The following is a 26,219-nucleotide window of genomic DNA, read 5'->3' as shown; positions in this document are numbered from 1 at the left end:
TCTATTTTTTTCAAATACAATTTATAAATAAACGCATTATTTCTGGGCTATTTTAAAAGAATTAAAATGAATTTAAACACAGTACGTAAAATTGCAAGAGAAAGAGTAAGGATCCATTTGATGCCTGCTTTTTTGATTGTTATTGGTGGTTTGTCTGTTGTGAATAGTCAGGCACAGCCTGATGTAGATAGGCATACCCCCCACACTGTCTGGCAAATTGGTGCAAAAGATGGCAGCCGCCGGGGTATGGCGCTTGCGCCCGGTCAATATAACGACTTTCTGAAAGAAGATTTTGGCTGGGAGGATAAGTTTTTTTTGATCGGCTATTCAAATCCGCGCCAGGACTGGCCCTATGTGCTTCCCGGGCCTGTGGATAGTTTCGGAGGGACAAGTAATACGGCAGGCGTCAGAAATACGGTGCTCAATATTTTATTTGGTATCAAAGGGGCACCTGGAAATGAACTTTCCAGCCTTGTAATTGATTTGGCGGGGTATCAGGCGGCCAGGCCGGCAAAGCTAAAAGTGACGGTCAACGGGCATCCTTTTGAATATGCTTTACAGAAAGGAAAACTGATCAATCTGATAAAAGGTAATTCTGAAGACCTGACTGCGGCTCACGAGGCTGGTTTAGATAAAACCATCCGTATCCCCACAAAGGGCCTTTTACGTGAGGGCGGAAATGAAGTGCAGATCACCTCAGTGGAAGGTTCCTGGATCGTTTTTGATCAGGTGAGACTCGAAGCGGCAACGCCTTTACAAGTGCTTCAGCCAGGCGCCGTTTTTTTGCGGCAGGTTCGCGCTGCCCGTTATGAGGTTAAAAGCGATTCGACAGGCAAGCGTAACCAGCCGCTGTTGATAGATGTGCAGCACCTTAAAGGAAGGCCTGATTTAAGCGTACAGCTGGACGGTAAGAAGATCTTTCATCAGGTGATAGATACAGGGCGGTTTGATCTGGAAGTGCCGATGCCTGCCGTCCGCACAGAAAAACAGAGCAGTTATAAAATATTTGCTGACGATCAGTTGGTATCACAGGGAAAGGTTAAGCGTTCGCCACAACCATTAATAACACCGGCTAATTATATCGATACAAAAATGGGAACGGCACATTCCCGCTGGATGATTGCACCCGGCCCATGGATGCCTTTCAGTATGGTGAAGCTGAGCCCGGATAACCAGGATGCAGGATGGTCCAGCGGCTATGATCCGATGTACAGCAGTATCGGTACATTTAGTCATATTCACGAATGGACGTTGTCCGGTTTAGGTACCTTTCCAACAAGCGGACCGCTAAAACTAAAGGTGGGCCGAAGACAACATCCTGAAGAGGGCTACAGATCCAGGTTTGATCCGACCTCTGAGGTAGCGGATGTAGATTACTATAAGGTTCGCCTCACAGATCATAATATCCTTGCGGAACTGACGGCCACAACACGCTGCAGTTTTCAGAAGTATACCTATCCAAAAGAACAGGGGAGTCGTATTATGATCGACCTTATGACGCCGGCTGAGTATAACTACATATTGAAAGATGTGACCTTCAGAAAGGTAAATGACTACCGGATTGAAGGCAGCAGCCATCAATTTGCGCCAAAAGTATGGTCAGATGATGCAGATCAGGATTATACCATTCACTTTGTAATAGAGTTTGACCGGCCCATTGCCAAATTTGGCACATGGAATGGAGATCAGCTGTCAGCTGCCGACAATGTTACAATGAAAAGCCCTAAGACGGCGGGTGCGTTTGTGGAATTTGACACCAGAGTGCATAATGTTGTACAAATGCGTACGGGTATTTCTCTCGTGAGTGTTCATAATGCAGCCGAAAACCTGAAAGAAGAGATCACAAAACCTTTTGGATGGAATTTTGACAAAGTAAGGGAAAATAACCTGGATGTCTGGAATGGGCTGCTGAGCAGAATTAAGATAGAATCTGATGATGCGAGAGAAAAGAAGCGTTTTTATACAAACATGTATCGGGCGATCTGCAGTAGAAATACATGGAGTGATGTGAATGGACAGTGGGTAGACGCCAATGAAAAAGTGCAGAAACTTTCCGATCAAGACGCTCTGGCACTGGGCTGCGATGCCTTCTGGAATACGTTTTGGAATCTCAATCAATTCTGGAACCTGGCCTATCCGGACTGGTCATCTAAATGGGTAAAATCCCAGTTGGCCATGTATGATGCGAACGGCTGGCTGGCTAAAGGACCGGCCGGCATGAATTATATTCCTGTTATGGTGGCAGAGCATGAGATACCGCTTATTGTTGCGGCTTATCAGATGGGTATTCGTGATTTTGACGTGGAAAAGGCCTTGAAGGCAGCTGTAAAAATGCAAACCACCCCCTCTCAGAAAGTAGGGAAGTCTGGTTATGCGGGCAACCGGGATCTATTGCCTTATCTGAAACATCATTATGTGCCCGGCGATAAGGGCAGGTTTTCAAATACGCTGGAATATAGTTACGATGACTGGACAGTCGGACAGCTGGCCAAATCACTGGGAAAGGGGCAGGAATATAAAACCTTTAACGAGCGTGGCAGCTGGTGGAAAAATGCGATTGACACAGCAACCGGTTATGCCAGAATAAGGAACGCGGACGGTAAGTGGATGGAACCCTTTGATCCATTTAGATCCGGTGCTAACTCGGAGTATGTCGAGGGCAATGCCTGGCAGCTGACTTATTATGTCCCTCAGGACGTCCCGGGACTGATTAAAAGGATTGGTGCTGACAGGTTTGCCGAACGGTTAAATTGGGGATTTAAAGAAAGTGAAAAGCTTCGATTCAATGCGCCCGGTGACCAGTACTGGGACTATCCCGTGATTCAGGGTAATGAACAGTCGATGCAGTTTGCTTTTCTGTTTAATTGGGTGAAGATGCCCTGGCTGACACAAAAATGGTCCCGCTCCATACTGGATCGCTATTATGGATATGGTCTGGCAAATGCTTATTTAGGGGATGAGGACCAGGGACAAATGAGCGGCTGGTTTGTAATGGCTGCTTTGGGACTATTCCAGATGGACGGCGGTGCCTCAAGTGAACCCATTTATGAAATTGGCAGCCCGCTTTACCCCGAAGTAACCATTGATCTGGGGGGCCGCTATGGCCGCGGCAAGACGTTTAGGATTATCGCCAGAAATGCCTCCAGACTCAATAAGTATGTTCAGAGTGCCCGGTTGAATGGCAAGCCTTTAACTGATTTTTATTTCCCTGCCAGCGCCTTATTGTCTGGTGGCGTTCTGGAGTTGCAAATGGGACCCCTGCCGAATAAAGCCTGGGGTATTACCAGTCTTCCAAGAAGGTGATCTTGCGGCCTGAATAGCGCAAGCAGAACGTTTCAATTACAAATTTTAACCAATTATATAACATATGCACCGACAACTTTATAAATGCAATTATCTGAATAAAATAGGCAATAGGCAATTTAAAGAGAACAAATTACTTTGCTCCTTCTGGTTACTCGTTGTTGCGGTGTTGCTGTACGGCACCGTGTCGGGGCAGTATTCTTCAGGTGATAAGCATCCTGCTACGGGTAGTAAGGATGCAGCCAGCCTTGCAAGTGCAATAAAAACAGATGCGCGGCTGAATAAAGTGAAAGGGATGGCTGAACGGTTAGTTGCATCTGGATTTACTGCAGGCAGCGGATATGGTGAAGTCTGGATCCGGGATTTTAATACTTTTATCCGCCTTTCCTGTAAGGTTTTGCCCAGAGACAGTGTGCGGGAGAAACTGCTCCTATTCTTTAAAATGCAGGGGGATGATGGTAATATTATAGATGGCTATATTCCGAAGCAAAAGGCGGGTGCCGGTTATGATTATATTTACAGGCCGGCGGCTCCTGGCCTGGCCGGACATAAGAATACCGTGGAAACCGATCAGGAGTCCTCCCTGATACAGGCAGTCTATAAGTATATAGAAAGTACAGGCGATAAAGGAATTCTTGAGGAAGTTATCGCGGGCAAAACAGTGAAAACCCGGATGGAGGCTGCAATGGAGTATTTGATGAACAGTCATTATGATAAAAAATATGGTCTTCTTTATGGGGCTACTACAGCGGATTGGGGAGATGTGCAGCCGGAATCTCCATGGGGCGTGGTTATTGACAGTAACAGCCATATGGCGATAGACATTTACGATAACGCTATGTTTTTAATAGCCATCAATGATTATTTGAAAATGGTTCCGGGTCAGCGCCGCTGGACAAAAGTGCAGCAAGGTATCCGTCAACAAATTCGCCATGTCCTCTGGGATGCCGGGCGGAAAAAGTTCAGACCCCATGTGTATTTGAACGGCAGCCCTTTCCCCAAAAGTTTTAATGAAGATGTTATTCTATATTATGGTGGTTCGGCCGTGGCGATCGAAGCGGGTCTGCTGACTAAACCCGAAATCGAAGCGGTAAACAGGCAGATGGTCGCCGGTGTAAAAGCGTCAGGGGCGCCTTCCATCGGTCTTACCCTATATCCCACTTATCCTGCAGGTTTTTTTAAGAATAAAGGGATGTACCCTTATGGTTATCAGAATGGAGGTGACTGGACCTGGTTTGGTGGCAGGATGGTCCGCCAGCTGGCAGTTAATGGCTTTGTCTCTGAAGCATATGCAGAAATAGCACCGATGCTGGACAGAGTGATTAAGAATAAGGGATTCTATGAGTGGTATACCCGGGACGGGAAGCCCGATGGTTCGGGCTCGTTCAGGGGGTCAGCAGGTGTTTTATATGATGCCATTAATGCTTTGCAAAACTGGGCGGATGGACTTGTGCGTACCCATCCCTGATTTTATAAAGCATCAAAAGATAAAAAATGCAGATTCAACGGCTTTGCTGCAAAAGATGGAGTGGGTATAAATGGCTGACGGGTGTTTTTCTCTTGTATGCTGGAATAGTATCCGCACAAAATAAAGAGAAACTTGCCCGAACGATATTAGCCGATAACAGATTGGATAGTGTTGCTTCCATGGCGGAAGGATTATTGGCAAAGGGTTTTACGGCGGGGGATGGATATCCTCAGGTTTGGATCCGGGATTTGAATACTTTTATTGAAACCTCTGTTAGAGTTTATAGTATAGATAGTATCAGAAAGAATCTGCTCACTTTTTACGCCCTGCAACAGCCCAATGGTGAGATTGTAGACGGCTATGTTTTAAAAGGTCATGTCACTTGGAATGATCCTAATATTTATACATCTGTGTTGGATTCCCTGCATGTCGGTTTTAAAAACACTGTTGAAACCGATCAGGAAACCTCTCTTATTCAGGCTTTTGGAAAGTATATAACGTTAACCGGTGATAGTCTTGTTTTGGAAGAAAGGATTGGCGGAAAGTCTGTCAAAGAAAGAATGCGTCTTGCTATAGAGTATCTTTTAAAAAACAGATATTCCAGAAGATATGGATTGCTGACCGGGGCCACAACGCAGGATTGGGGGGATGTTCAGGTAGAAGGTGGGGCGACAGTTGATGTTGATTCGAATACGCACTGGGCCGTTGATATCTATGATAATGCGATGTTTGTACTGGCACTTGATCCGCTGATCAGGTTCTCATCCACCGCCGTAGAGAAACAAAGATGGAGTAAGTTACGGCACCTGACTGTGAAGAATATCCGCAAATATCTTTGGGATCGTCGCCGTCAGAAATTTATTCCCCATTTATATATCAACACTAGCCCATTCCCGCCGGCTTTCGATGAGAACAGTATTTATTATCATGGCGGAACAGCCATCGCTATAGAAGCGGGACTTTTATCTAAACCGGAAATCAGTACCGCGAACCAAAAAATGCTGCAGGATGTGGCCGCATCCGGCGCCTTATCTATCGGCATGACCATGTATCCTCCCTATCCTGAAGGAATCATTAAAGGCTCAGAGGCATCCAGGCCTTACATTTATCAAAATGGAGGTGACTGGACCTGGTTCGGCGGGCGTATGATTCAGCAACTGGTGGCTTATGGTTTTGTGGAGGAAGCCTACGATGAAATTCAGCCAATGATTAACCGGGTAATTCACCAAAATAAGTTTTTTGAATGGTATGGTGTGGACGGAAAGCCAGAAGGCAGTGGAGATTTCAGAGGTAGCGCCGGTGTCCTGGCTAAAGCTATAAGCATGTTACGTGCCTGGGCCAAGAAGGAAGTACAGTAATAGTCGCTAATGGCTGTTAACGTCAGTTGTGGAGACGCAGGTATAGAAAAAATTGCCTTGTTTTAGCCGGTCATCGAAGTCCCATCCGTTTTTTAAAGTCCGGGTTAAGAAACGTATTTAGTTTTTCATAAGGAATTATGACCTCTATAGTGCCTTTTGCATAAGGAGCTACCTCGTATGGATTATAAACAAAGCACATGCCTATGTCGTTAAAATAGAAATTATCTGTGACCGGTAATGTATTGTCATAGATGTCCGTTAAACGGTCTCCCGGTTTTAAATGCTGGTCTACCCGGTACTGGCTTTCAATAAGATGCCGGATGGTTGTGGAATCCGCCTGAAGAACATCACTTAAGTGAAGCTGCTTCCTATGGCGGACATCGTAACAGGCATATGTGGTGGCATAGTTTCCGTGAGCACCGCCTGTGAATGCATACACCATTGCCGGTAAGACTAAATAGTCGTTTTTATTATAGTCAATATCTATCTGGAAAAAGGATTCGTAGTTCATACTTGATGAGTACGCCTTGCCGATGCTGCCTTGCATATCTTTACGGTATTGTTGTAAGCCGGTACTGACTTTCCCATGGATAATGGAATCAAAAGTCTGGCTTGTATCACCATCCAATAGTATTTTGATCTGATGATTCATCCAACGGCCATTTGAATCTTTCGATGACGCTACAGGATAAACGTAGGTTGTTTCCCACTGTGGTGTACTGTCCTTTTCCGGATACGCATCATATGTGTGGTTAAAAACCTCGATAATAAAGGGATAGGTGCCGGGAGGATAGTTCTCTTTCAGTTCGATCGGGTCAGCTTTGGTTCTGCCCGGACTCTTCCAGCTGCCGGTAAGCAGACTATCATGATAAGTGACCTCCCACTGCGCAGGAGAGGAACTGCCGTCATCTGCTTTAGCTCGCTCAATCAGTACTAATAAGGAATCTGTGCTTTTTTGACCAGCATAGCGGACAGCCGTCGGTGCTTTATGAAAACCGTCATAAGTATACCAGCCATTCACCCGACCGCCGTTACTTCTTAAGTAAACATGGACCGGCTGACCACCGATCTGCCCGGTAAAACACTTATAGACATTATAAGGGAATGGCTTTTTCTGAGCAACACTTTTATCGGGAATACAAAAACAGAAGCACACTACTATTAATAAGGCAGTTATACTTTTCATTTGACGGTTATTATTGTGGTCAGCGTTGCTATTATGACTTGCAATTTAATCATAAAAGCGCAATATAAAAATTAACCAGGGAGCGGTGTTATACTAATGGGGGTGTTTTTTTATTGATATATAGCATTTGGTTATTTAACGAGTATCATATTGGGATACAAAATATGAAAGGTAACCCGGCCTGATAAAACTTTTTTAATTAAATTAATAGGCCGTTAATACGGGTTTAATTCGTTTATTGATGTGCAAAACGCTTTTTGCCCTCTGAATGTCCCTGTTTTCATCAGGCGTTAATTGTTCAGGAAACAATAACATCATTTAGTCTCCCGTAAATTTTAAACGCCATGAGCAAATTACATATGGATGCAAATAGTTGGAATATCTTCGCTAAAGTTTTATCCCTTTTATTTTCGAGATTCGGTGTAAAAACGGGAGATAATTTTTATATTTGGCAATCGAATGCACAAAATGAGATTTTTGTGCATTTTTCGTCGATTTTAATGGTTTTCCATTTAAAAACTAAATCATGAAGCTATCACGCTATTGTCATTCCATTTTCCTTACAGTCTTACTTTTAGGGTTTCTTTCTGTTAGCTCAATGGCTCAGGAGCAGGCCTATAAATATCCATTTCAGGATCCGTCGCTCACATTTGAACAGCGTGTAAAAGACCTGGTGGGCCGGTTAACGCTCAAGGAAAAGGTCGCACTGATGCAAAATGACGCCAAGTCTGTACCCCGTTTAGGGATACCTTCCTATAATTGGTGGAATGAATGCCTGCATGGTGTTGCCCGTGATGGTGTCGCTACAGTGTTCCCGCAGGCCATCGGTATGGCCGCCATGTGGAATATCCCGCTCATGCACGAGATTGCTACAGCGATCTCTACGGAAGCCAGGGCCAAACACGAAGAACATGTCCGTAATGGAGAAAGGGGCATCTATCAGGGACTGGATTTCTGGACACCCAATATTAATATATTCAGGGATCCCCGATGGGGCCGGGGGCAGGAAACCTATGGGGAGGATCCGTTTTTGACCGCCAGAACAGGGGTAGCCTTTGTCAAGGGCCTGCAAGGGGATGATCCAAGGTATTTTAAGACCATTGCGACAGCCAAACATTTTGCCATCCACAGCGGTAGTGAATATAACCGGCATTGGTTTAATGCGGTGGTCAGCAAACAGGATATGTATGATACTTATTTGCCAGCTTTTGAGGCACTGGTTAAGCAAGGCCATGTGTATTCGCTTATGGGCGCCTATAACAGTGTTGACGGTGTACCGGCCTGTGCCAACAGATATTTACTGGATACCGTGCTTAGAGGAAAATGGGGCTTTAAAGGGTATGTGGTATCAGACTGTGGCGCTATTACAGATATCTACCAGGGGCATAAATATGTCGCTACGAAAGATCAGGCCGCTGCTGCAGCTGTAAATGCAGGATGTGATCTGACTTGCGGTAATGAGTATATCGCGCTGGAAGAAGCGGTACGTAAAGGAGAAATTACAGAGGCGCAAATCGATATTTCCGTGTCAAGGCTGCTGCTGGCGCTTTTTAAACTGGGCATGTTTGACAGCAAAGAGAGCGTTGCGTATAAGAACATTCCATTCAGCGAAAATAATAGTGATCCCCATAGTGTTCTCTCCAAGAAAGCAGCTCTGGAGAGCATGGTACTGCTGCAGAACAAGAATAACTTTCTGCCTTTAGCTGCTTCAGTTAAAACCATTGCGGTTGTCGGCCCTTTTGCCGATGATACAGCGGTGCTGTTGGGAAATTACAATGGTGTTCCCACAAAGCCCATCACCTTCTTGCAGGGGATCAGGCAGGCGGCAGGCAGTCATACAAAAGTTATCACCGGTAACTTTATCAAAGGGCCTGATAAGGATTATGCCGATGATGCGCATAAAAGAGACAGCATCCGGCTTTTAGTGGAAAGCTGCGCCAACGCGGATGTAGTTGTTTTCTGCGGAGGTTTGACACCTGCTGTGGAAGGAGAAGAAAGCGGTGTAGATAAGAAAGGCTTTTTTCACGGAGACCGTACTACACTTGATCTACCGGATGTGCAACAGGAAGCCTTAAAGGCACTTAAGGCCAGCGGCAAGAAAGTCGTATTGGTTTTAACCAATGGCGGGATGCTGGCTGTTAACTGGGCCAGTGAACATCTGGATGGCATATTAGAGGCATGGTATCCGGGACAAAATGGCGGTGCTGCTGTAGCTGATATTTTGTTTGGCCAGTATAATCCTGCAGGTCGGCTGCCTGTTACCTTTTACAGGTCTTTGAACGACCTTCCTGAATTCGAGGATTACAGCATGAAAGGCCGTACGTATCGTTATTTTAAAGGAAAGGTATTATATCCGTTTGGCTATGGATTAAGTTATGCCAGGTTTAGCTACGCAGATATGCGGCTTTCTGACCCGAGTGTAAGCGCATCTGATTCTTTGACTGTGTACGTTAAAGTCAGCAATGACTCAAAAATAGCGGGAGACGAGGTTGTACAGGTGTATGGCTGCGCAAAGAATATTCCTCAATACAGGCCGGTAAAGACATTAGTTGGCTTCAAAAGAGTTCACTTAAAAGCTGGCGAAGTAAAAGAGGTCACCCTTCGGGTAGCGGCTGCTTCGCTTAGGGAATACGACGTACAGAAAGGGGATTATACCGTATATAAGGGTAATTATGAACTTTTTGCAGGAGGCTCTTCTGCGGATCGCGCTCAGACCGTCCATTTAAGTATTCAGTAAATAAACCAATCCATTCATTAAATGAAAGCAAGCGCTTTTCTGTTAGCGGTAACTTTACTCTTGGGTGCTATTGGATGCGGCCAGAAGGCCGATCAAAAGCCGGTCCGGCCGACCTGGATCAATCCGGTCGCTCTTAATTATCGGTTCAGTGATAATGGCCTGGGGTACCGGGAAGCGGCTGATCCGGTGATTCAGTTATTTAAAGGTGTGTACTATCTCTACGCGTCCAAATCCGGCGGTTATTGGTATTCGGATAATTTAGCAGATTGGCGTTACCTGCCATCAAGTACCCTGCCCGTAAAAGATTATGCCCCCACGGTAATGGCCATTGGAGACACCGTGTTTTTTATGGCTTCGGGGGGACAGCGGAATATCTATTATAACCTGAACCCTAAAGAAGACAACTGGCAGATTTACCGCAGACAGTTTCCCTTATCCGTGACAGATCCGGATCTGTTCCTGGATGATGACGGGAGTGTCTATTTTTATTATGGATGTTCGGATGTCAATCCGATTATGGGCGTAAAACTGAACCGTAGCAAAAGGTTTGACACTATCGGTACGCCTCAGGTGTTGATCCGGCATAATATTCCGGATCACGGCTGGGAGCGGCCCGGCGAGGAACATAGTGAAAATAAGAACGGATGGAATGAGGGTGCCTGGATGACAAAATATAAAGGGAAGTATTATCTGCAGTATGCAGCTCCCGGTACGCAATATAAGGTGTATGGAGATGGCGTCTATGTCTCTGACAAACCTCTGGGGCCATTTACCTACATGCCCAATAGCCCCTTTTCCTATAAGCCTGGCGGTTTTATTTCCGGGGCGGGACACGGCTGTACATTCCGGGACAAGTTTGGTAATTACTGGCATGTGGCTACCATGAGCATTTCGGTACGCCATATGTTTGAACGAAGGTTGGGACTGTTTCCTGCATTTTTTGATAAAGAAGGCCATTTATATTGCAATACAAGTTTTGGAGACTATCCACAGGAAACTGTAAACCGGAAAATGGATTTTGAGAAGGAAAGCATATTTACAGGCTGGATGTTGTTGTCTTATAAAAAGAAGACAGCGGCTTCTTCTTTTCTTAAGGGCCACACACCGGAGCTGGCTGTAAATGAAGATGTCCGCAGTTGGTGGAGTACGGCCTCCGGTAAGAAAGGTGAGTGGCTTTCCATGGATTTAGGGCATAGCTGTGATGTTCACGCCATCCAGCTCAGCTTTGCAGATCAGGACGCCGGCCTCAGAGATACGGACCATATTGCTCCGTATCAATATTTGATTGAGGGCTCGGCTGACGGTAAAAAATGGAATGTATTGGCAGATAAGTCACAGAATAAAACTGACCGTGTACATGATTATATTTCTTTTGACCGGGCAATCAAAGTCCGTTATTTGAAAATTACTTGCTTGTCTGTGCCTGCAGGGAAGTTCTCTGTTGCCGGATTCAGGGTATTCGGGAAAGGGCCAGGCGCCAAACCATTGGCGGTTACAAGGGTAGCAGTAAATAGAGATTCGGCTGATCCGCGCAGAGCAGACCTGAACTGGCCCTCTTCAAAGGGCGCTACGGGATATGTTGTGTATTATGGCGTGGCACCTGATAAATTGTATAATTCCGTTATGGTATACGACAAGAATAGTTTGTCGCTAAATGGCCTAAACCGGGGTACCGGATATTACTTTAGAGTTGACGCTTTTAATGAAGCGGGCGTTACAAAGGGGATAGGAATGGCCAAATAAGTTAGGTCACACAGCAGATAATCCTGTTGGCGCCAGTTGTTGGTGCTAACAGGATTATCTGCTGATGATTGCCCTGTGCCTTGTGGAATGGGTCCGGGACTTAATTGGCCATATAGTTGCGTAAAGCGCCGGACTCGAGGCTGTAGTTCCATCTGATTTGATCTGCCCGACTGTCTCCATTAATATCATTGAAGTAAAACTGTGTGGCAGTGCTTTCTGAAGTTCCGCGCAAACTATAATATGGGCCATTGAACTTACTGCCGTCAGAAAAATAGGCCTTTAGCTGACCAGAAAAGTTAGCAGGATTCCAATAGATTTTATCTGCCTTTCCGTCACCATTGATGTCCGAAAAAAAGAATTTTGTTGTACTTGCCAAACCGGTTGCCCCGGAATTGCTGAAAGAACTTGATTCGGAAAAAGTACCGTCCCCATTGGATAAGTAAACCATCGTTTTGCCCGTATTCAAAGTTGGAGACCACATGACTTTGTCTGCTTTGCCATCCCCGTTAACATCAGCAAAATAAAATCGTGTTGTGGCAGCGGTACTTGCACCAGCGGAGCCTGGGAGAATGGCGGACGCAAAATTCCCGCTTCCTGTAGCCAGATATACGACCGTTTGCCCGGAGAAGTTGCCGGGATTCCAGTATATCTTATCCTGCAGCTCATCACCATTCAAGTCTGCAAAATAAAAAGTGGTGGAATTGCTCGTGCTGATCCCCCCTGGATTATCGACAACACTCGTGCTAAAGGTCCCCCCTGTCGTCGCCAGATATACCCGCGTATGACCAGAGTTCAATGTCGGGTTCCAGGAGATCAGGTCAGCTTTATGATCTCCGTTGACGTCTGCAAAGTAAAACTTCGTTGAGGTCGATGTAGAGGCACTTTGCATATGATCATCAGCATAGGTAAACGTCCCGTTTCCATTTGATAGAAATACTCTGGACTGGCCGCTTTCAAATGTGGGATTCCAGTATATTTTATCATCTTTTCCATCGCCATCAACATCCGCAAAATAGAAGGTAGTTTGATGGCTTGCGCTTGTCCCGTGGATATCAGAATTGGGTGTGCCGAAGATGGCAGGGACAAAAGTGGCCATAACAGGCCAGTGATCGGAAGGCCAGTATCCATTATAGTTAGTCGTAATGACTTTAAATGACGTGAAGCAGAAGTTTCGGTCACACATAATCCAGTCGATTTTATATTTTCCCGTAGCAGACCAGGCATGGAATGTAGGCTCCCCCAGTTCGTCGCCGAGCGCATCGGTGAGGTCCAACTCATTTTTTAGATGGGTGATTTCCGGCGTACCCGGCTGCGCATTGAAATCACCAAATAAGATGACTGGAAGATGGCCGGTATTCAGATCATGAATCGCATCAGCAAGATTCTGAGAATGAACCAGCCTTTCGGCAGCAGAAAGGCCCCAGTGGCTGTTACAGAAGAAGTACTGCTCGTTCGTTTGCTGATCGTGGAAAATAGCCCATTCTGCGCTTCTGTTATCGGTGCCCAGTCCAAATGCTCCACCATTGATGACGGAGAATCGGTTGTTTTTATAAAATATCACTTTTGGCGATCCATGCGTGACAGTGTCCACTACCCAATAATCCGAGTAACCATTACCGGACATAGAATCCACAAAGTTTGACCTAAAAGGATTATTGGAAAACTCCTGAACACCAAAAATATCCGGTTGATTGGTTTTGATGATATTTACCATTAAAGGCAGACGTTCATCAATTGTTTGGGGATCGGAAGGGTCGTTGTGCCTGATATTAAAAGACATGACCTTAATGGGGTATTCCGATGAGAGAAGCCCCGCGCCCGATATGTTCGTTGAGGCATAAAGCTTGATTTTCTCCTTTTGTATCAGCGGATTTTTGTTGCAGGAAGCTGAAAGGCTACTTATAATTGAACAAAAATATAAGAGCTTTAACGTGAGGGCGATGCCATTTCCAGTGATAGATTTGGCAAAGAGCGCTGTTCTTTTAAGCAGACCATTTGAGGCTTTTCTTTCCATTCCGTGTCGTAGGCTTTTCATGCTATTATCTTTTAAAGAATGTTATTTTAATAATGTGAGACCATCATATGCCTATTTGGGCTATTTGATCTTGATGCTGATATCATCTAATAGAAATCTGGTTTTATTGGAAGGGACATCTGCTGGATTGGAAGAAAAGACGATCCTTGCATCTTTAGGGACTTTGTCAAAGCTGACTGAATAACCCTTGAAATTTTCTTTTGCGTCCTGTATATTGACCAACTGAGAAGCCAATATTTCCAGATCATCGATATTGGTGATGGCGCCTTTGTTACTAAACTCGGCCCCCCTGACAACCTCTACCAAAATCTGATCACAATAGAATGTATTTACTTCCGCATATACTCCAGCCCGGAAGTCTACCGTCAGATCTGAGCCGGAAGGCAGGCCGGATAACTCAGGTGTATATAGCGCTCCTAAGGCTCCGCCGCCGCCAATTTTGATATAACCCGGTCTGGTAGAGGTGTTTCCCTTTTTCCCCCAACCATCCATTCCTACACCCTTCGTGTATTCGCTTTTTACATTTCCTCCGTCAAATACATTGAATTCTGTATTAAGGTTGCAGGTTGCCTGTCCCAGTTCTTCATTTACAGGATTCGCTCCTTTCGCCGGAGCCCAGGCGCTTCTTCCCTTTGCAGTTCCCACTGTATACCCTGCTGCTTTATGAAAGATGTCTCCACCATGAATAAACTTAGAGAAATCTTGCGAAAGGACCACATCACCGGATCTTTGTGGATTTGAAACCGCGGGAGCTATTGCCCCCGTTGTATTGATTTTTCGGATACCCGATTCTGCGTTTTTGCTAAGGTTCACCACTTTCAAATAATAGCTTTTGTCGGAGGACAGGCCGGAAAATGTGAATCGAAGGGGCTTGGGAGATGACGACGTTGATGGCGCAAACAGGCCCTTCACGTCCTCCCAACTAATGGCCAGATCTTTTCCTTCCGGATCATTGTACAGGTAAAGAGCATAGCTGTCTTCAGTTTCGCTATCCTGATCCTCAAAGCCGGTAAAAGACCATTCGGCTGTTATTGTTGAAGACGATGAATCAATGATCTTGAAATAAGGAATCTCGAAGCTTTGCGCCACCAGTCCGTAGGCCGGAATGATTTTCGCCCTTTCATTATTGAGAGTGACATACACCCAATCTGATGTTGCTGAATTTTCATAATTGGCGCGCACCCTGGCGTAATAGGATTGCCTGGCGGCAAGATTACTAAAGATATAGTAGTCTTCATTATCGGTTACATAACTATAAAGAGGCATTTCGTCTTCAGGAGAAGCGAGTAATTGTACTACGTAGGATGTGGCTCCCGGGATATAGTCCCAGGCAATTGTAAGTGTTTTACGCGTATGATCCAATAATGTGACATTTTGCGGAATTGCCGCCCTGTATTTGTTGGAGATTTTGACATCATAGGCTTTATTACATCCCGGTGTTATCCATATCAGGGCGAGGAGAATCATTATCGTGAAAAATCTGTTGAAAATGCGTTTCATTTTATTGAGTTTAAATTTTGAAGCTGGTATTGGGAGATGGGTGACGGGTCGATGAAAAGGTAGCCGGATGTTGTCAATAGGAAACTTTTACATCATCTACATAGATTCTGGCAGCTCCGACAGTCCCTCCATTGGCCAACGATTCTGGTAATGTAATAACCAAACCGGAAGCATTCGTGGCATTTTTGATGATGCAAGTATATTCAACCCATTTTTGCATCGGTATATTAACCGGCAAAATATTTTTCGCTGTAATCGTATTGAAATTGCTGACGGTAACACCTGTGGGATTTCCGGGCATCAGGCCAACCACTAATTCATTTGGTACAGGTTGATTATAAGTGGCTATCTTGAAACTGACGAGTAAATCAAAATTTCCGGTGGGAAGGGGTAGCTTTGGAGATATTAATGATCCAAACTCTGCCCCCGTTGCACTTGCCGCACCTAATTGAATATAACCTGGCCGCATATAATTTCTTACGCCGGACCAATTTTCCATTCCGATTGCCTTATAGAAGGACGGATTTGAATTTTTTATGGTTGATGTAACGCCTGATCCATTTGCGCCATTCGTTCCTATGGAACAAGCAATAGTAGGGTCAGTTGTGGTCATTGAAGCTGTCGGGACAGTAGTTGTTATGCCTTCTTTATTGGCAATACAATCTCCTCCCCACATGAATTTATCGAAGGCTTGGTGAATCAACACTTGTCCGATACCCGTAATTGTTGAGACTTTTCCGAACCCGGCGCCGTCTATTTTCACCTCGATATCTACCTGACCCTGAGTGGTAGGCGTGCCCATAATCGGAATCGCCAAATTACCATCACCTGCCTGCAGTGTCAATGCTTCTGTATTTACACTCAATCCCGATGCGCCTTTGCCTGATAGGGAAACAGTCGCTTTTATTTTTTCCTTTCCTGTTGCTTTAATATACGGAATAAGAATAGAAGCCGTTGACGGACTTCCCTTGACGAGTAGATCATTTAAGGTGAAGCTGGAGCCGTTACCGTATTTTAGCCATTCGAAAACGCCATTTGCCTGATTGATCGTAACAGGGACATCGACCTGACCACTTCCATTCAGATAGATAATGCCCTCACGCGCTTCACCGCTGTTGTCGAGACAAGTGACTTGAACGGTTTGATAGGTTGTCCCGTCTCCTGTGCCGCGCTCAGGAGACACCTTAATCCAGTCGGAACCTTCTGGAATCGTGATGGTCCAGGGACCGGTAGACCGAACAGTAAAAGTGGCGGTTGATTCGTTGTAACTAAAACTTAGCTTATCGGTGTTTCGCTTTAAAAAGCCGGAAGAATCTTTCTTACAGGAGCATAGACATACCATTGACATAACAGTCAATAATAGGGCATACATTAGCTTTGACATATACTGATAGTTTGCTATCAGTAGTAAATAGTGAATTGCTTGATAAGCCAAAAGTAATAAAAAAATCTATTTTAAAATTTTTTTGTTAAAAAAATAATATCTACATTGCATTCGTAATCGATTTAAACGTTTAAATCAAAAGGTTTAATCGATTAATCCAATATTTTTTAACGTATCGGTGGTAAATAACGAAAAACATTGCTTGAGTTTCGTATTTATTAACAACTTATTAATAAAACTGACGCCTCAATTATGATTATCAAATTCGGATGTAAACATTTTTTTATCCTGCTATTAACAATGTCGTGTATTTGGAGCACTGTTTATAGCCAACAAGGCCGGCAGGGTAAGGTGCTTAACGCTAGCGATAGTACCGGCCTGGCGTTAGTTACCATTAAGAATTTAAGAACCTTAAAAACGGTACTGTCTTCAGAAACGGGCGCCTTCTTTATAGAAGCAAAGCCTTCTGACAGCCTGAGCTTTTCAAGTGTCGGCTATTTGCCTGCCTATTTTAGGGCGGGTGACGGAGGCTCCCTAAATGTTTATCTTCACCTGAAGGATCCTTCATTGGACGAAGTCGTTGTAGTGGGATATGGAACGCTGAAAAAGAGGTCGGTCATTGGCGCTGTCTCAGAAATCAGTGGCGATGCGATTAAAGACCGACCCACGCCGAATGTGACACGTGCTTTAGAAGGACAGGTTCCTGGTCTGAATATTTTGCCCACAGACGGTAAACCGGATCATGGAGGGAAAATTACCATTCGCGGCCAGGGTACCTCTTTTAAAGCACGGAAAATGGGAGGAGGAGAATATGACAATACTTTAGGGCAAGGCGGTGGTGCATTGATTATTATTGATGGTGTTGAAGGTGACCTGAATGCGGTTAACCCGGATGATATTGCCAGCATTAGTGTGTTGAAAGACGCATCTTCTGCGGCGGTGTATGGCGCACGCGGCGCATTTGGGGTTATACTTGTGACCACCAAACAGGCAAAATCTGGTAAGCCTTCTTTAAATTATTCCTTCAATCAATCCCGCCATCAGAGGACTGTATTGTGGGAAGATGGTGTTGTTGATGATCCGGTTCAATGGACAGAGGGATTTAGACAATCTTATCTTAACGCTTCTCCCAGTGCGACAGTGCCTTCTCTAATGAATAATTATTTTCCTTACTCTGATGCCTGGTATGAAGAATTGAAGCGTCGCCAGGCAGATCCGACGCTCGACAACTATGATATAGATGATAATGGTAATTATATATATTATGGGCATACCAACTGGTTAAGCGAATTTTATAAACGAAGCAATATGTCAAGTTCTCACGCGCTTAGCCTGACCGGTGGTGGAGAAAATGCCAGCTTTTATGTATCCGGTAGATATTATACGCAGAACGGTATTTATAAGGTAGGCAAGGAGAAATTTAAAAAATATAATGTGCGTGCAAAAGGAACGATCAAATTACGTCCCTGGCTTACGCTTACAAACAATACAACTTTATACAGAAATACGTATTTACAGCCCATGATGCATTATGGCCAGATGGTCGTTCCCAGGCAGATTGATATGTTTGCCTTTCCGGTGGCAAACATTAAGAACCCGGATGGATCATGGACACAAACAGCAGCCCGGTCAGGATATGCTGCCTTTGCAGAAGGAACTTCTTTCCAGTATAACAATGATCTGGAGGTATTCAACTCTACTTCGATTGAGGCGACTGTCATACCGAAGGTCTTTAATATTAGGGGTGTTTTCTCTTACAAGGCTATCCGGGATCAAAGACAACGCGCAGAGAATATGTATACTTATTACAACGGTATCAATGCCTCCGGTCAGGACCATGATCTATCTTCTTTAGAAGACTGGAGGTATAACACAGAATATATATCAGCAAATATTGTTGGAACATTTACGCCTGATCTGGGACCGAAACATGAGCTGAATATCGTTGGCGGCTGGAACCTGGAAGATTCAAAGTATAAAAATCAAAAGCTTTACCGAACCGGGAATTTATATCCGGCTAAACCAGGGTTTACCTTGATGGACGGTGATTACTATTCTGCCACATCCGGGGGCAATCAGTGGGGGCTGATTGGGCTTTTCTCCAGGATTAACTATACTTTTAATCGTAAATACCTGGCTGAATTCAGTTTTCGTTACGACGGGTCGTCAAAATTTCCTTCCAATTCTCAATGGGGATTTTTCCCCTCAGGTTCCCTGGGATGGCTGATTTCTCAGGAGGATTGGTTTAATGATATTTTTGGATCTTTCATCAGTAATATGAAGATAAGAGGAAGCTTTGGTGCTCTGGGGAATGCCAATATCAGTCCTTACCAGTTTTTGGAAGTAATGAACTTCAGTAAATCATCTGTTTTGATTGACGGTCAGAAAGCTTCTTACACAGATGCGCCTTCCCTGATTCCTGATGACATAACCTGGGAAAAGATCAAAACCTATGACATTGGGGTGGACTTGAGTATGTTTAGGAATAGGCTTACGTTTACCGGCGACTATTATAAAAGATATACGACCGACTTATATACAGTCGGACCTAATTTACCTCAGGTATTAGGAAGTGTTTCTCCAAAAGGCAACTATGCGAGTTCAAAGACGAACGGCTGGGAAGTCAGCCTTGGGTGGAGAGATAAGATTGGTGCCGGCCAGAATGCCGTCACTTATGCTGTGAAAGCAATGATGTGGGATAGCAGAACCTGGGTGACAGACTATTATAATACTAATGGGGACCTGACCACCTATTATAAAGGCATGGAGATCGGAGAAATCTGGGGCTTTAAAACCGCTGGTATTTACGCAAGTAATGCGGAAGCTGCCAATGGCCCTGCCTATAATTTTTTCAAAAATGGTGAAATGTTCCAGGCATATGCGGGGGATTTAAAATTTGTAGATGTTAATGGAGACGGGATTATGACCAAAGGTAGTAGAACGCTTTCTGACCATGGTGATATGGTTATTATCGGCAATAGCTCGCCACGTTATAACTTTGGCTTCAACCTTTCACTGAACTGGAAAGGGTTTGGGCTATCTACATTTTTCCAGGGTGTATTAAAACGTGACTGGTACCCGTGGACAGAATCCGGCTTCTTCTGGGGCCAGCATAACCGGGCTTATAATAGCTTGCTGAAGACTCAAACAGGCGACAATATCGTACAGGTCGATAAGACGACGGAAAATTGGGTGGTTACCAATATGGATAAGAATCCTTACTGGACCCGTTCGGTCTCACTGGCTGCCAATCGAAATGATGGACCACTTACATGGGAGAATTCACACTATCTGCAAAATGTGGCTTATGTGAGATTAAAGAATATTACCATTGACTATAATCTCCCTGCAACATGGATAAAAGCTATCGGGTTTACATCCGCGCGAATATTTTTGACTGGAGAAAATTTATGGACCTATTCTCCTATGTTTAAACATACAAAAATGTTTGATCCGGAAGTGATCGAATCCGGAGATACTGATTTTGCCGCTTCAACAACGGCAGGCCTGGGTGGAACAGGAAACGGTTATTCTTATCCGATGTTGAAAAACATCACTTTGGGTGTTTCAGTAAACTTTTAAGCAAATAATTATGAAGACAAGATTAATATATACGATAGTGAGCTGTAGCCTCGTAATGGGCACTATAAGTTGCTCCAAATTTATGGACCGTGATACCTATGATTCAGTGAGCGCAGGAAGCTATTTTGCGTCAGAGACGGATTTGGAATTGTATGCCAATGGATTTATTCAGAAAATGACACCCTCTGCATCTACTATAGGCTACAGTGATATTAATGCTGATTATTGCGCCGTCCAGATCCCAACAGATCTTTTGAGAACTGACGGAAATGTCTCTCCGGAAAATCAAGGGGGCTGGTCTGAGAGTTCATGGTCGAACCTCAGGAATATAAATTATTTTTTAAATAACTTACCCAGGGCCAAAGGAAAAGTTAGCGAAGAAGTTTATAACCACTATGAAGGTGTAGGCCGTTTTTGGAGAGCCGTATTTTACTTTGATAAGGTGCAGACCTTTGGAGGTGTACCTTATTACCAGGAGGTTATCAACAGCAGTGATGTGGATGCACTGCAAAAGCCCAGGGACTCCCGTGAATTTGTTATGGACAAAGTCCTTCAGGACCTGCAGTTTGCAGTTGAAAATTGTTCGTCCTCGGATAAATATACCAGTAGCGCATCGGTTATCAATAAATGGATTGCTGCCGCGTATCTGTCCAGGGTGGCCCTTTTTGAAGGCACCTATAGGAAGTATCATGCAACTGACCCATCAACCGGAAAGAGTTGGCAAAACAGGGATGCGGCTATTAAAAAGTTCCTGACCGCTGCTGTTGACGCCGCAACAATGGTCATGAATTCCGGTGTTTATAGCTTAGTTACAGGTGATCCTAAAACGGCTTACAGAAGTTTGTTCACCTCCGCTGCTTTAAAGAAGCAAGAAGTGATCTGGGGAAGGTCCTATAGTAATGACTTAGCTATTTTACATGATCTTACCTGGTTATACTTTTCACCTACTTATGGTAGTAGGGTATCTCTCACAAAGACATTTATTAATAGTTATTTGAACCTGGATGGCACCCCTTTCACGAATAGTTCGTCGTATAAGACAAAGACATTTTCTGAAGAGTTTACGAACAGGGACTACCGCTTGATGCAAACTGTTATATCACCTGAGTATATGATGACTCAGAATAATGTCACAAAACTTTATGCGCCTAATTGGTTAGTCACAAAAACGGGATATCAGCCAATTAAATTCTCTTTAGACAATGATGCAGGTGGAGTGACCGCCAGGGCCGCCAGCTGGAACAGTCTACCGATCATCCGGTATGCAGAAGTGCTTCTAAATTATGCAGAAGCTAAAGCAGAGCTGGGGACTTTTACGGTTGAGGACTGGAATAAGACCATCGCTCTTACCAGAGACAGAGCAGGCGTTAAGGCAATTTATCCGGCAACTGCGGACCCCTATCTTTTGGCTTATTATAGAAACACTGTAACCAGTCCGGTTTTGTTGGAAATTAGAAGAGAAAGGGCAATTGAGCTCTGCCTGGAAGACGGCCTTCGTTGGGATGATCTGATGCGTTGGCATTTAGGAGAATTGCTGAATTCCAGCGAGAATCCCTGGAAGGGCATCTATGTCCCAGACGTAAGCAAGCCCTATGATTTCAATGGTGACGGCGTTACTGATTTTCAGATCGGCTCCAGTGAGTCCCCCAACTCTATTAAATTAAATGGTGCCGGAGCTATTCAGACCTTTTCCAGGGACGCGGATGGTAATCTGATATGGAATTATCCTCGAGTCTGGGAAGAATATAAGTATCTGCGGCCCATACCGCTAGAAGCGATTACCAGAAATCCTAATCTTGAGCAAAACTACTTGTGGAAAAATAAATAAATAGTAAAATGAAAAAGCTATATATACTGTCTTTTATATGCCTATTGCTTTCTTGTAGCAAGCAAGATAAGGAAACGCTGCAACCTGCACCTCCGCCAGGTGTCATTAATGATACGAAAATTGGCGACAGCACTACTTTGTATGGGGTCATTACAGATGATAAAGGTACACCTGTAAAAGAAGTTGTGGTAAGTGATGGTTTTTCTTCAGTAAAGACAGATGCCAACGGTGTTTATCAGATCAAACGGGATAAGCGCGCAAAATTTGTTTTCTATAGCACACCCTCTAATTATAAAATTGCTGTAGATGCAGATAACAATCCTGTCTTTTATCAGTCGATTGAGTCTGTTGACAAATGGATAAGGAAGGACTTTATCTTAACTGCCCAGCCTGTTGAATCCAAGTTCACTTTTTTATTCGTCGCAGATCCTCAATGTAGAAACATTCAGGAAGTATCGCGCTATAGGAACGAGACAATCCCTGACATCAATGAGATTGTACCTTCCCTAACGAATCCCTATGCAATGACACTGGGAGACATTGTTTTTGATGCTCCTGATTTATGGAGTGAAATGAAGGCATCAATGTCCAAGCAGAAAGTCACCTTTTTTCAGGTCATTGGCAATCATGATCACCTCGAAACTGCGCCGAATGAAGAGGCGAGTGCTGAAAATTTCAGGCATTTTTTCGGTCCTACGGATTATTCATTTAATAGAGGGAAAACACATGTGGTCGCCATGGATAATGTAATCTACAGCGGGAAACAGGAGTACAGTGGTGGTATTACGGATGCGCAATTAGCGTGGCTGGAACAGGATCTTTCCTATGTTTCAGATGATTATATGGTGATTTTTGCGTCCCATATTCCATTTCGCTCGGGCAGTCGCGTTAATACAAACGTGCATTATAACGAGGTGTTACAGCTATTATCTAGATTCTCTTCTGCATATATCATGACAGGGCACACACACTATCCGGATAAATATATTCATGAAGTCAATGGCAAAAAAATTTATGAGTATATTCATGGTGCTGCATGCGGGGCGTGGTGGAATTCAAATGTCTGTGCAGATGGCACGCCGAATGGCTATGGTGTTTTCGAAATTGAAAATGGAAAGATCGTCGATGAATTCTATAAAGCGACAAACTATGATCGCTCCTTTCAGATCAGGGCATACGATGCCCGGCAGGCTTTCGGGCCGGCAGGGAAATTCACATATTATTATAGCGCACCGGTGAACCTGAATCTTTCCGGCGATGGATGGATTGTCGCAAATGTCTGGGATGCGGATGACAGTTGGACTGTGGAATTATACCAGAATGGTAAAAGCCTGGGCCTTATGAAAAGAGTTACCTCCCGGGATTATTGGGCGACCTATTATCATATGGAAGAATTAGGGAAAGCCGTGGGATCAGATTTTGATAAATCGGAGAATCATTTTTTTGAAGGCCGGTTGAATGGTGATGTTTCAAATGCTAATTTTGAAATTATCGCAAAGGATAAGTTTGGAAACGTCTATCGTTGTAATCGTCTACAGACCGATTATACCGGAATTGCCAGTTATGTAAATTAGGCATTTAATTATAACTTCATGTCTAAAATTTAGTCAGTGGGAAATAGAAAAGTATCAATGAAGGATATTGCAGGCGAACTCGGAGTTTCCGTAGCCTTGGTATCTTATGTGTTAAACGGGAAGAAAACAGATAAAATCAATGAAAATACAGCTGCCAGGATAAAGGATCTCGCCGCTAAGATGAATTATTCGCCTAATCAAATCGCTAAAAGCCTTAAGACCAACCGAACGCAAACTTTGGGCCTGATTGTAGCGGATATCTCTAACTTGTTTTATTCTTCAATTGCGAAATATATAGAGGAAGAGGCAGATAAGTACGGCTACCGTGTGATCTATGGAAGCGCACATGAAGATCCAAAGAGGTTTAACTCTATCTTACAACTTTTGCTCTCCAGGCAAGTTGACGGACTGATTTTGGCGATGCCGGAAAAAACCGAGTCTTGCATACAGATGCTTAAGGATCAGCGTAAGCCCTTTGTTATAATTGATAGGAAATTTTATGAATATCCTGAGATACCTGCCATTCTTCTCAATAACCGGGCCGCCTCAAAAAGTATTGTAGAGCACCTCTATAATAACGGGTTTAAACGATTGGGCGCGGTAACGATTAACAGGAATCTGGTTAGTCTTCAGGAACGTAAAGAAGGGTTTATGGATGCGTCATCGGAATTGTTGGGTAGCCGCCCGTTTATTTATGAGCTGGAAGAGGATCAAATGGATGTTCAGATGGATGAGGTGATTAATAACGCCTTATACAGAGATAAAGTAGATGGGCTTTGTTTCTTTACCAATAAGGTCGCGATGACGGGACTGTCCAAGATAGCCGCTATTGACATAGCAGTTCCGGGACAGTTGGGAATTGTCTGTTTTGATGAAGCCAAGGCCTATGATATATTCAGGACTCCCGTTTCATATTATAAACAGCCGCTGCCTGAAATGAGCAAGACGGCGATCGAATATTTACTGAAAGAGATTGATCAAAAAGAGCAGGGTTTAATCGAAAAACCAAATGAATTCATTGGAAAATTAGTGATACGAAGGTCTTCAGACAGACAATAATTTATAAACTTTAATTATGTATTCTATGCAAAGGCGAATCCGGACAAGGATATTGATAACAGCTATATTGGCTCTTTTCTTGCTATCTGGGTATGGACAGATTACAATGCCCAGGTTTTTCTCTGACCACATGGTGCTCAAAAGTGATACGACAACCGCCTTTTGGGGATGGGCGCAGAGGGGACAGCCAGTCTTTGTAAAGGCCAGTTGGATGGAAGACACGATCAAGACAGTGGCATTGGGTACTGCGAAATGGAAAATTGATTTGCCTACTGCCAAGGCAGGTGGCCCGTATAAGATCAGTGTCATTTGTCGAAATGATACGCTGGTTTTAAATGATGTGCTGCTGGGCGAAGTATGGATTTGTTCCGGGCAGTCAAATATGCAGCGAAGTGCGGCGCATAAGTTACCCCAAATGCTCGACGTGCTGCATGGCCCATTTAACAATAAGGTTAGAATTTTAAATGTACGGGATATTGCATCTGAGACACCACAGGATAACATTTATGATATGTGGCAGACATGTGATTCTGTTTCTTTAAGGCCCTTTTCGGCCATAGCCTATTTTTTTGCTCAGAAAGTAAGTCAAACGTTGGATGTGCCGGTTGGTGTCATTAATGCCAGTTGGGGCGGAACTTGTGCAGAAGTCTGGCTTCCTGCCGGAGAAGTGTTAACGGATAGTTTCCTCTCTGCAAAATCAAGACTTCAGAAACTGGCGCCCTTTAAACCCCATTTGCCCGGCCAGGCCTGGAACTCGATGATTTACCCCTTTGTTGGTTATGGAATAACTGGTGCTTTATGGTATCAGGGTGAAAATAACACGGTTTCATGGGACGGTTATGCAAGGTTGTTCTCTAAACTAATAAACTCCTGGCACAGAAAATGGAAAAAGGATTTTCCGTTTTATTTTGCACAGATAGCCCCCTATAATTATAAGAATAAAGGCTTACAGCGGGGAGCCCTTGTACGGGAAGCTCAAAATCAGGTTTCTTTGTCTGTTGAGAATGCCGCTATGGTATTGACCTCGGATCTGGTAAATAATATCAATGATATCCATCCGATCCTAAAAAAGGAAGTTGCCATCCGGATGGCGGATCTTGCGCTGGTAAATGTTTATCATGCAATTTCTAAGAACCCCTATTCTCCCATTTTAAAAAGCTATACAATTGAAAAAAATAGAATCATTATTTCTTTTCATTATATGGATCATGAAAAGCTTGAAGTACATAATGGAGATATAATACATGGATTATATATAGCAGGTAAGGACAGAAAATTTTTGCCGGCATCCTACAAAATTGACGGAAATAAGCTGATCGTGTTTAACCCATCCATCCAGCATCCCGTTTCAGTGAGATACGCTTTTTCAGATACTACATTAACGAATTTATATTCCAGCAATGGATTGCCGGTTTCTTTGTTCAGACTCGACAACTGGAATCAACCCACAAAATAAGACCTA

The 26,219-nt window shown here is 44.0% G+C and carries 14 protein-coding genes; 10 read left to right on the top strand and 4 right to left on the bottom strand.

Translation table 11 applies throughout. The annotated features are described in order from the left end of the window. Nucleotides 1–66: 66 nt before the first annotated feature. From K9M52_RS08225 to K9M52_RS08215, 3 genes are all read left to right on the top strand, one after another. Entirely contained in the window at nucleotides 67–3,303 is a 3,237-nt protein-coding gene (locus K9M52_RS08225; protein WP_224071580.1) for a GH92 family glycosyl hydrolase, read from the top strand. A gap of 64 nt (nucleotides 3,304–3,367) precedes the next feature. Further along, nucleotides 3,368–4,771: a glucosidase family protein gene (locus K9M52_RS08220; RefSeq protein WP_224071579.1), complete on the top strand. Its 1,404-nt coding sequence runs from the start codon at nucleotides 3,368–3,370 to the stop codon at nucleotides 4,769–4,771. Nucleotides 4,772–4,797: 26 nt separating this feature from the next. Next, a complete protein-coding gene (locus K9M52_RS08215) occupies nucleotides 4,798–6,129 on the top strand; it encodes a glucosidase family protein (RefSeq protein WP_224071578.1) in 1,332 nt (443 codons plus the stop codon). A gap of 70 nt (nucleotides 6,130–6,199) precedes the next feature. Here the strand turns inward: K9M52_RS08215 and K9M52_RS08210 are convergent, their stop codons facing one another. Next, a complete protein-coding gene (locus tag K9M52_RS08210) occupies nucleotides 6,200–7,315 on the bottom strand; it encodes a DUF3298 and DUF4163 domain-containing protein (RefSeq protein ID WP_224071577.1) in 1,116 nt (371 codons plus the stop codon). 526 nt (nucleotides 7,316–7,841) lie between these two features. Between K9M52_RS08210 and K9M52_RS08205 the strand changes: the two genes are divergently transcribed. Beyond that, on the top strand, nucleotides 7,842–10,052 hold the full coding sequence (locus tag K9M52_RS08205) for a glycoside hydrolase family 3 C-terminal domain-containing protein (RefSeq protein ID WP_224071576.1): 2,211 nt from the start codon (nucleotides 7,842–7,844) through the stop codon (nucleotides 10,050–10,052). A 21-nt stretch (nucleotides 10,053–10,073) separates the two neighbouring features. Continuing rightward, nucleotides 10,074–11,795, top strand: a complete 1,722-nt coding sequence (locus K9M52_RS08200) for a family 43 glycosylhydrolase (RefSeq protein WP_224071575.1) — start codon at nucleotides 10,074–10,076, stop codon at nucleotides 11,793–11,795. Nucleotides 11,796–11,895: 100 nt separating this feature from the next. Here K9M52_RS08200 and K9M52_RS08195 read toward each other — a convergent pair whose 3' ends face one another. The 3 genes from K9M52_RS08195 to K9M52_RS08185 form a co-directional block, all read right to left on the bottom strand. Then, entirely contained in the window at nucleotides 11,896–13,830 is a 1,935-nt protein-coding gene (locus K9M52_RS08195) for an FG-GAP-like repeat-containing protein (RefSeq protein ID WP_224071574.1), read from the bottom strand. A 60-nt stretch (nucleotides 13,831–13,890) separates the two neighbouring features. Further along, on the bottom strand, nucleotides 13,891–15,330 hold the full coding sequence (locus K9M52_RS08190) for a fibronectin type III domain-containing protein (protein ID WP_224071573.1): 1,440 nt from the start codon (nucleotides 15,328–15,330) through the stop codon (nucleotides 13,891–13,893). 73 nt (nucleotides 15,331–15,403) lie between these two features. Then, nucleotides 15,404–16,714, bottom strand: a complete 1,311-nt coding sequence (locus K9M52_RS08185) for a BACON domain-containing protein (RefSeq protein WP_224071572.1) — start codon at nucleotides 16,712–16,714, stop codon at nucleotides 15,404–15,406. A 300-nt stretch (nucleotides 16,715–17,014) separates the two neighbouring features. Here K9M52_RS08185 and K9M52_RS08180 point away from each other — a divergent pair, with 300 nt between their 5' ends. The 5 genes from K9M52_RS08180 to K9M52_RS08160 are packed head-to-tail and all read left to right on the top strand — an operon-like array spanning nucleotide 17,015 to nucleotide 26,213. Then, the gene (locus tag K9M52_RS08180) at nucleotides 17,015–20,296 is read left to right on the top strand and encodes a SusC/RagA family TonB-linked outer membrane protein (protein WP_224071571.1); all 3,282 of its coding nucleotides are present in this window, start codon (nucleotides 17,015–17,017) and stop codon (nucleotides 20,294–20,296) included. 10 nt (nucleotides 20,297–20,306) lie between these two features. Next, entirely contained in the window at nucleotides 20,307–22,124 is a 1,818-nt protein-coding gene (locus K9M52_RS08175; protein WP_224071570.1) for a RagB/SusD family nutrient uptake outer membrane protein, read from the top strand. A gap of 8 nt (nucleotides 22,125–22,132) precedes the next feature. After that, a complete protein-coding gene (locus K9M52_RS08170) occupies nucleotides 22,133–23,698 on the top strand; it encodes a calcineurin-like phosphoesterase C-terminal domain-containing protein (RefSeq protein WP_224071569.1) in 1,566 nt (521 codons plus the stop codon). 36 nt (nucleotides 23,699–23,734) lie between these two features. Next, nucleotides 23,735–24,757: a LacI family DNA-binding transcriptional regulator gene (locus K9M52_RS08165; protein ID WP_224071568.1), complete on the top strand. Its 1,023-nt coding sequence runs from the start codon at nucleotides 23,735–23,737 to the stop codon at nucleotides 24,755–24,757. A gap of 25 nt (nucleotides 24,758–24,782) precedes the next feature. Beyond that, on the top strand, nucleotides 24,783–26,213 hold the full coding sequence (locus K9M52_RS08160) for a sialate O-acetylesterase (protein WP_224071567.1): 1,431 nt from the start codon (nucleotides 24,783–24,785) through the stop codon (nucleotides 26,211–26,213). Nucleotides 26,214–26,219 lie beyond the last annotated feature (6 nt).

The sequence above is a fragment of the Arachidicoccus terrestris genome, assembly GCF_020042345.1.
In the GTDB taxonomy this organism is placed as follows: domain Bacteria; phylum Bacteroidota; class Bacteroidia; order Chitinophagales; family Chitinophagaceae; genus Arachidicoccus; species Arachidicoccus terrestris.
Note: the sequence above shows the minus strand (reverse complement) of the source record. Positions and strands in the feature narration are given on the sequence as shown.